The sequence below is a fragment of the Streptococcus cristatus genome (assembly GCF_003943505.1).
GTDB lineage: Bacteria > Bacillota > Bacilli > Lactobacillales > Streptococcaceae > Streptococcus > Streptococcus cristatus_E.
Genome location: NZ_RJPS01000018.1, coordinates 1 through 8,903, shown reverse-complemented (window position 1 = coordinate 8,903; position 8,903 = coordinate 1). Strand labels below are relative to the sequence as shown.

Below are 8,903 nucleotides of genomic sequence, written 5' to 3'. Positions count from 1 at the left end.
GTAACGTACAAGAAGGCAGATCAAAAAGCAACCATCACCTTCGTAGACCAAGCTAAGAAAGAATTGGCTAAGATCTCAGAAGGCGGTAAGTCAGGCGAACCAATTAGCCGTGACCAATACCTTGCGAAGTTGAAAGAATTGACTAACCAAGGTTACAAGGTTGTGAACGATGAGTTCAAGGATCCACAAAACTTTGATGATGATGCAAGCAAGGACCAAAACTTCACTGTTCAATTGGAAGAAGGCGTAGTACCATTCGATCCGAATAATCCGCCGAAACCAAACGATCCAATGGATCCAAACAATCCGGATGGACCTAAGTGGACAGATGATAAGATCAAGTCAGCTCAACAAGAAGCTGTGAAGGAATTGAGCCGTACGATCAAGTACGTATACGAAGATGGTAAAGAAGCAGCACCAAGCTTCACAGANAGCGCTAAATTCACGCGTATTCTGAAGATCAACGTCGTAACGAAAGCGATCGTAGAAAAAGGCCCATGGACATCACAAGATGACGTGATCAAGGGACAAACTTCACCAGACATCAAGGGTTATGTAGCAGATAAAGCAAGCGTAGCAGATGTGAAGGTTACAGCAGACTCAGCTAAACCAGCAGATGAAGTCGTAACGTACAAGAAGGTAGAAGTTCCACCTACACCGACACCAACTCCGGAACCAAAACCAACTCCAACTCCGGAGCCAAAACCAGAACCAAAACCAGAACCGAAACCTGTTCCGCCAACTCCAGCTCCGGTACCAAATAAACAAGTACCGAACAAGCCAGTGGAACCGAAAGTTCCTGGAACTACTGCTCTGCCAAATACAGGTGAGAAATCATCTTCAGCAGCAGTACTTGGTTTAGGAATTGTTGCAACACTTGCAGGTGTCAGCTTGATTAAACCAAGATTGAAAGAAGAAGATTAATTCTTTCCAGCTTGGATAGTAATCACTGAAGAGTTGTAGACGATTAGTTAACAGCTCGCAAAAATCGATAACTTCTTTACGAAGTTATCGATTTTTTATTTATTTGATTAGCAAACTTTGGTAGTAAGAAATGAGAGAAGGCTCTAGTAAAATAGGAGATTTACTGGAGAATGATAGGGATATCACCTCAAAATTATTGGTATTATTCATTTTACTATCGAGAGAATGTAATGACTGATCTCGGTATTTTAAAAGATATAAGGAACTAGTACTCTAATCTTTTCTATATCTAGTTCGTATTTCAGCAGATAATTTTAAGGAATTGGGGACTTTCCTGTTTTTGTTGGATGATTTTTCGCCTTTCCTGTGTTATAATAAGGAAGATTAAAAATGTAGAATAGTTAAAGGAGAAATTCCAATGGGACGTAAGTGGGCCAATATTGTAGCTAAGAAAACAGCTAAAGACGGCGCAAACTCAAAAGTTTATGCTAAATTTGGTGTAGAGATCTATGTAGCAGCGAAAAAAGGTGAACCAGATCCTGAGTTGAACACAGCCCTTAAGTTCGTTATTGATCGCGCTAAGCAAGCGCAAGTGCCAAAGCATGTTATTGACAAGGCGATTGACAAGGCTAAGGGAAATACAGACGAGACCTTTACAGAAGGCCGTTATGAAGGCTTTGGGCCAAATGGTTCTATGTTGATTGTTGACACATTGACTTCGAATGTCAACCGGACTGCAGCCAATGTCCGTGCAGCCTTTGGGAAAAATGGCGGAAACATGGGAGCTAGCGGCTCTGTGTCTTATCTTTTTGATAATAAAGGTGTCATCGTTTTTGCTGGTGACGATGCAGATAGCATCTTTGAATTGCTTTTAGAAGCAGATGTGGATGTGGACGATGTAGAGGCTGAAGAAGGAAGTATCACAGTTTATACAGCGCCAACTGACCTACATAAAGCAATTGTAGCTTTGCGTGAATCTGGTATCCAAGAATTCCAAGTGACAGAGCTTGAAATGATTCCTCAGTCAGAAGTGGAATTAACAGGAGAGGATTTAGAAACCTTCGAAAAATTGTATAGCGTCCTTGAAGACGATGAAGATGTCCAAAAAATCTACACCAACGTAGATGGCTTCTAATTGAATAACATAAAAATACAGTCTGATTTAGTATAAGTTGCGTTCTAAGGCAGTTTCTAAATTAGACTGTATTTATTTTTAGTTAGTTAAGTGGAATTTCTTTAGGAATTGTTCCTGTTCCTCTTTGATAGCTTCTGTGGGATTTTTCACAGCAAGAATCATCTCAATCATTTCAGGACTGGCTTCGCGTACTAGCTGACTGAGAGCCCAGATGGCCGTAGCGATATGGACTGGATTTTGTCCCTTGTCAATAATTTCTAGCAGTTTGGGAATGGCAGAGCGATCATTGGCGTTGGCTAGAGCAATGATGGCATTGCGCTGCAGGATGTTTTTGCCCCGCCAGCTACCTGCTATATGGCCGAATTTTTCCTTAAACTGACCATTAGAAAGTTCCAAGAAAGGCAGGAGCTCAGGGTGAGCTAGTTCGGGGTCAATCTCTGTTGCGAGCGGATTGTCCAAGCCTTTATTATAGGGGCAGCAGATTTGGCAGATGTCGCAACCATAGATGACTGTCTTGATTTTTTTGCGAAATTCTAGGTCCATGATGCCCTTATCTTGGGTTTGAAAAGATAGGCAGCGCTTGGCGTTCATAGTCCCATCGCCAATGAGACAGGAGGTAGGACAGGCTGTTACGCAGCGATTGCAGTCTCCGCAGTCATAGTCGACAGGCTGGTCAGGCTCAATGTCCAGATTGGTAATGAGCTCACCCAGAAACATATAAGAACCAAATTCCTTGGAGATGACCAAGCCGTTCTTGCCGATAAAGCCTATTCCTGCTCGCCGGGCTACAGCGGTGTCGACCAAGGCTCCTGTATCCACCATGCCTTTATATTCAAAGTTGGCAGTCAACTCCTCAATTCCCTTTGCAAGCCGATCTAGCTTGTCCTGTAGGACATAGTGGTAATCCAGCCCCCAGCTGTTGGGAGTGAATTTTCCTCGTTTGTAAGCTGTTTTTTGTGGTTGTTGCTTGAGCTTGTGGGGGTAGGCGACTGCGATAGAGATGATGGTCTTAGCTGAGGTCAAACTCAGCTTGGGCTTAATTCGCTCCTCAATATTCTTGTGTTCAAAACCTGAATTTCGACCCTCTTCTACAGACAAGCGCAGCGACTTTTCCAGATAGTCAAAGTCATCTGCTGTCGTAAAGCCAATTTTAGAAATGCCAATTTCTTTTGATAATTTGATAATTTCTTCTTTGATATTCATTGCTATTATTATATCGAAATTAGGAGAATTATGCGAGAAACTACTTCGTGAAAACCATGATTATTTAGCAAATTTGAGAGCAAGAAGAGTTAGGCAGATAAGCGTGTAAATTGAGAAATGACAGCCTTTCAAGCCAATTGCCAAATGGATTATTTCTTGAAAGATATGGGGAAACATGCTATAATGAGAGGAAACATTTATAAACAGAACATAGCGAGTAAGGAATAAAATGGCTAATATTTTAAAAAAAATCATTGAAAATGATAAAGGTGAAATAAGAAAATTAGAAAAGATGGCGGACAAGGTCATGTCCTATGAGGACGAAATGGCAGCCTTGACCGATGAAGAATTGCAAGCAAAAACGGTTGAATTTAAGGAACGCTATGCAAATGGTGAAACGCTAGATCAACTTTTGTTTGAAGCATTTGCAGTTGTCCGCGAAGGAGCTAAGCGTGTCTTAGGTCTTTTCCCATATAAGGTTCAGATTATGGGGGGGATTGTCCTTCACCATGGTGATGTGCCAGAAATGCGTACGGGGGAAGGAAAAACCCTGACAGCGACTATGCCTGTTTACCTGAATGCCTTATCTGGTCAAGGAGTTCACGTTGTTACAGTCAATGAATACTTGTCAGAACGTGATGCGACTGAGATGGGTGAACTTTATTCTTGGTTGGGACTTTCTGTTGGTATCAACCTAGCATCTAAGTCACCAATGGAAAAAAGAGAAGCTTATGCTTGTGATATCACCTACTCAACCAACTCTGAAATTGGTTTTGACTACCTGCGCGATAACATGGTGGTTCGGGCTGAAAATATGGTACAGCGTCCGCTGAACTATGCCTTGGTTGACGAGGTGGATTCTATCTTGATTGACGAAGCGCGTACGCCATTGATCGTGTCAGGACCGACAGCTTCTGATACGAATCAGCTTTATTACAGAGCAGATAGCTTTGTGAAAACACTTCAAAAAGATGATTATATCATTGATATCCCATCTAAGACGATTGGTTTGTCAGATTCTGGTATTGATAAGGCTGAAAGTTACTTTAACTTAGAAAATCTATACGACCTTGAGAATGTTGCTTTAACGCACTTTATCGACAATGCCTTACGTGCTAACTATATTATGACCTTAGATGTGGATTATGTCGTGAGTGAAAAGCAGGAAATCCTCATCGTTGACCAATTTACTGGGCGTACAATGGAAGGTCGTCGTTTCTCTGATGGACTTCACCAAGCGATTGAAGCAAAAGAAGCTGTGCCTATCCAAGAAGAATCAAAAACATCTGCTTCGATTACCTACCAGAACCTTTTCCGTATGTATAAAAAGCTATCAGGGATGACAGGGACTGGTAAGACAGAAGAAGAAGAATTCCGCGAAATTTATAATATTCGCGTAATTCCAATTCCAACTAACCGTCCGGTCCAACGTATTGACCATCCAGATTTGCTGTATCCTAGCTTGGAAGCGAAATTTAAAGCAGTCGTGGAAGACGTCAAGGAACGCTACAAAACAGGCCAGCCTGTCTTAGTCGGTACAGTATCGGTTGACACGAGTGACTATCTTTCTCAAAAATTAGTAGCTGCAGGAATTCCTCATGAAGTTCTGAATGCTAAAAACCACTATAAAGAAGCACAGATTATCATGAATGCTGGTCAACGTGGTGCTATTACCATTGCGACCAACATGGCTGGACGTGGTACCGATATTAAGCTAGGTGAAGGTGTCCGTGAATTGGGTGGACTTTGTGTCATCGGTACAGAGCGCCATGAAAGCCGCCGGATTGATAACCAGCTTCGTGGACGTTCAGGTCGTCAAGGTGATCCAGGCGAATCACAATTCTACCTATCTCTCGAAGACGATTTGATGAAACGTTTCGGTTCAGAGCGTATTAAGGCCTTGCTTGATCGGATGAATCTTAGCGAAGAAGAGTCCGTCATCAAGTCTCGGATGCTGACGCGTCAGGTGGAAGCAGCCCAAAAACGGGTTGAAGGTAATAACTACGATACTCGGAAGCAAGTCCTCCAATATGACGATGTCATGCGTGAACAACGTGAGATTATCTATTCTCAACGCTATGATGTCATCACAGCAGACCGTGATTTGGCTCCAGAAATTCATGCTATGATCCGTCGTACCATTAATCGGATCGTAGATGGTAGCAGCCATTCAGACCATGATGAAAGAATTGAAGCGATTCTGAATTTTGCTAAATATAATCTTGTAGCAGAGGATTCTATCTCAGCTGATGATTTAGAAGGTAAATCCAAGCAAGAAATCAAAGATTACTTGATGGAGCGTGCTTCTGAAGTTTATGACAATCAGATTTCTAAGCTTCGAGATGAAGAAGCAGTCCAAGAGTTCCAAAAAGTGCTGATTCTACGAGTTGTAGATAATAAATGGACAGATCATATCGACGCCTTGGATCAATTGCGTCAGGCTGTGGGACTTCGCGGATATGCTCAGAACAACCCAGTTGTTGAGTATCAGGCAGAAGGTTTCCGGATGTTTAATGACATGATTGGCTCTATCGAGTTTGATGTGACTCGTCTCATGATGAAAGCACAAATTCATGAGCAAGAACGTCCACGTACAGAGCACAGTATCAGCACGACAGCTACTCGCAATATTGCTGCCCAAAACCCAAATCTTCCAAAAAATGTTGATTTATCCTCTGTTAAAAGAAATGATTTATGTCCATGTGGTTCAGGTAAGAAATTTAAAAACTGTCATGGTCGCAAGAAGTAGTTCATAAGGAGAGAAGATGACCTTTAAAGCAACTAGTCAACCAATCAATGTAGCAGAAGTGCGTCAGCTTGCTAAGTTAGAAGGTTCTATTCTGGCTCGTAAGCAAGAACGAGATCGCCAACTAGAAGCTATTATCCGCGGTGAGGATGATCGTATCCTTTTGGTCATCGGCCCTTGCTCCTCAGACAATGAAGAGGCTGTCTTGGAATACGCCAAGCGTTTGGCAGCACTTCAAGACGAAGTCAAAGATCGGATCTTTATGGTCATGCGGGTCTACACTGCCAAGCCACGGACCAATGGCGATGGCTATAAGGGCTTGATTCACCAGCCTAATGCGACAGCGGCACCTAGTCTAATCAACGGGATTAAGGCGGTGCGCAACCTGCATTACCGTGTGATTTCGGAAACTGGAATGACGACGGCTGACGAGATGCTTTACCCAGAAAATCTTCCCCTAGTAGATGATTTGATTTCCTATATGGCGATCGGTGCTCGTTCTGTTGAAGATCAGCAGCACCGGTTTGTAGCCAGTGGAGCGGATTTCCCGACTGGCTTGAAAAATCCAACATCTGGAAATCTGAATGTCATGTTTAATGGCATTTATGCGGCTCAGAACAAGCAGAGCTTCCTCTTTGCAAATCGGGAAGTAGAAACGAGTGGAAATCCTTTGGCTCATGCGATTCTGCGTGGTGCCATCAATGAATATGGGAAGAACATTCCAAACTACTATTATGATAATCTGCTGGATACAATCGCCCAGTATGAAAAAATGGGCTTAGAAAATCCATTTATCATTATTGATACTAATCATGATAACTCTGGCAAGCAGTATTTGGAGCAAGTCCGTATTGTCCGTCAGACTTTGATCAACCGCGACTGGAATGATAAAATCAAGAAGGTTGTTCGTGGCTTTATGATAGAATCTTACTTGGAAGATGGTCGACAAAATGAACCAGAAGTCTTTGGCAAGTCTATTACAGATCCATGCCTAGGCTGGGACAAGACGGTCGAACTCGTCCATGAGATATACGACACACTAGGTAAATAATATGGCATTTATAGCAAAAGGTCAGGAAATTGACATCGAGCAGATCAAGTCTGCAACGATTTTGTCAGACCAAGCTCTACAAAAGAAGAATCAGCGCGATCAGGAATTGGCTGCCATCATCAAGGGAGAAGATCAACGCTTGCTCTTGGTTATCGGCCCCTGCTCATCTGACAATGAAGAGGCGGTGTTGGAGTATGCTCGCCGCTTGGCTGACCTGCAGCAGAAGGTAGCGGATAAGATTTTTATCGTCATGCGGGTCTATACTGCCAAGCCTCGGACTAATGGTGACGGCTATAAAGGGCTCGTTCACCAGCCAGATGCTTCAAAAAGTCCAAGCTTGATCAATGGGCTAAAGGCAGTGCGCCAGTTGCATTACCGAGTTATTACTGAGACAGGCTTGACGACTGCTGATGAAATGCTCTATCCTTCTAATCTAGTGCTGGTAGATGATTTGGTCAGTTACCATGCCGTAGGCGCTCGTTCGGTTGAGGACCAAGAACATCGCTTTGTAGCGTCTGGTATTGACGCTCCGGTTGGTATGAAAAATCCTACATCTGGCAATCTTGGGGTCATGTTTAATGCCGTCTATGCTGCTCAGAATAAGCAAATCTTCCTTTATCATGGCCAGGAAGTGGAAACTCTAGGCAATCCCCTGGCGCATGTGATTTTGCGTGGAGCTTTAGATGAGTACGGTAAGAACAAGCCTAACTTCTATTACGAAAATCTTCTGGATGTGATCAAACGCTATGAAGATATGAAGCTGTCCAATCCTTTCATCCTGATTGATACCAATCATGACAATTCTGGAAAGCAGTATTTGGAGCAGATCCGGATTATCCGCCAGACTCTGATTAACCGTGCTTGGAATGAGCAAATCAAAAAGGCGGTGCGTGGATTCATGATTGAGTCCTATTTGGAGGATGGCCGCCAGAATGAGCCAGAAGTCTTTGGTAAGTCCATTACCGATCCTTGCTTGGGCTGGGACAAGACAGAAGAGCTCATTCAGGAAATCTATGATACCTTAGAAAAAGAAGCTTAAAAGAAAGGATTAGTAGGCTTTTGATAGGAGTCTGCTAATGAATATAGGCAAGCTCATACTCTATGAAAATCTAATTTTGATGATGTTAAACCTCTTTGATACATTTCAGTGTCATTCTCATCGGTTTGCCTTGTCGAAATTAGATTTTCTTTCAATCTCCTTGGGAGAAGGGTCTTGCTTCGTATTCCTAATAGAAGTATGATAAGAGGACACGGAATAGATATAGAAGAGATTTCCAGCATTGCTCGGGCCTACGAGAAGAATGCGCGCTTTGCTGAGAAAATTTTGACGGCTCAGGAGATGGCTCGGTTTGGCTCCTTAAAGGGCAAGCGCAAGCTGGAATATTTGGCAGGTCGCTGGTCAGCTAAAGAAGCTTTTGCCAAGGCTTGGGGGACCGGCATTGGCCCTGTGACTTTTCAGGATTTGGAAATTTTAAATGATGATAAGGGGGCGCCTTATTTCAGCAAGTCCCCCTTTGCTGGTTCGGTATGGCTATCAATCAGTCATGCTGGAAATCTGGTGACCGCCAGTGTGATTTTGGAGGAAGACAATGAAAGCTAGTCTACATAGACCCACTAAAGCAGTCATAGATCTGTCTGCTATTGCATTTAATATTGAGCAAATTGCGGCTCATATTCCTCGGTCGGTCCAGAAGTGGGCAGTAGTAAAGGCCAATGCTTATGGACATGGTGCGGTTCCTGTCTCTCAACACGTTCAGGCCCTTGTAGACGGTTTTTGCGTATCTAATATTGACGAAGCTCTCGAACTACGAGAAGCTGGCATTGCTAAATCCATTCTTATTTTG

At 43.0% G+C, this 8,903-nt stretch carries 8 protein-coding genes; 7 read left to right on the top strand and 1 reads right to left on the bottom strand.

Going from position 1 to position 8,903, the window contains the following annotated elements; genetic code table 11:
• Positions 1-33: 33 nt before the first annotated feature.
• The gene (locus D8792_RS11490) at positions 34-924 is read left to right on the top strand and encodes a mucin-binding protein (RefSeq protein WP_446677393.1); all 891 of its coding nucleotides are present in this window, start codon (positions 34-36) and stop codon (positions 922-924) included.
• 418 nt (positions 925-1,342) lie between these two features.
• Positions 1,343-2,059 (top strand): YebC/PmpR family DNA-binding transcriptional regulator, encoded by a 717-nt coding sequence (locus tag D8792_RS10590; RefSeq protein WP_045498557.1) that lies wholly within the window; start codon positions 1,343-1,345, stop codon positions 2,057-2,059.
• A gap of 78 nt (positions 2,060-2,137) precedes the next feature.
• Here D8792_RS10590 and queG read toward each other — a convergent pair whose 3' ends face one another.
• Positions 2,138-3,262, bottom strand: a complete 1,125-nt coding sequence (gene queG, locus D8792_RS10585; protein ID WP_125373994.1) for a tRNA epoxyqueuosine(34) reductase QueG — start codon at positions 3,260-3,262, stop codon at positions 2,138-2,140.
• Between the two features lie 229 nt (positions 3,263-3,491).
• Here queG and secA point away from each other — a divergent pair, with 229 nt between their 5' ends.
• From secA to D8792_RS10560, 5 genes are all read left to right on the top strand, one after another.
• A complete protein-coding gene (gene secA, locus D8792_RS10580; protein WP_125373993.1) occupies positions 3,492-6,011 on the top strand; it encodes a preprotein translocase subunit SecA in 2,520 nt (839 codons plus the stop codon).
• 16 nt (positions 6,012-6,027) lie between these two features.
• Complete coding sequence (locus tag D8792_RS10575; RefSeq protein WP_125373992.1) at positions 6,028-7,059, top strand: 3-deoxy-7-phosphoheptulonate synthase; 1,032 nt, start codon at positions 6,028-6,030, stop codon at positions 7,057-7,059.
• Between the two features lies 1 nt (position 7,060).
• Positions 7,061-8,098: a 3-deoxy-7-phosphoheptulonate synthase gene (locus tag D8792_RS10570; protein WP_125373991.1), complete on the top strand. Its 1,038-nt coding sequence runs from the start codon at positions 7,061-7,063 to the stop codon at positions 8,096-8,098.
• 198 nt (positions 8,099-8,296) lie between these two features.
• Positions 8,297-8,659 (top strand): holo-ACP synthase, encoded by a 363-nt coding sequence (gene acpS / locus D8792_RS10565; protein ID WP_185758451.1) that lies wholly within the window; start codon positions 8,297-8,299, stop codon positions 8,657-8,659.
• Positions 8,649-8,903: alanine racemase (locus D8792_RS10560; RefSeq protein ID WP_185758450.1), on the top strand; the 255-nt coding region annotated here is incomplete at its 3' end. The genes acpS and D8792_RS10560, both read left to right, overlap by 11 nt.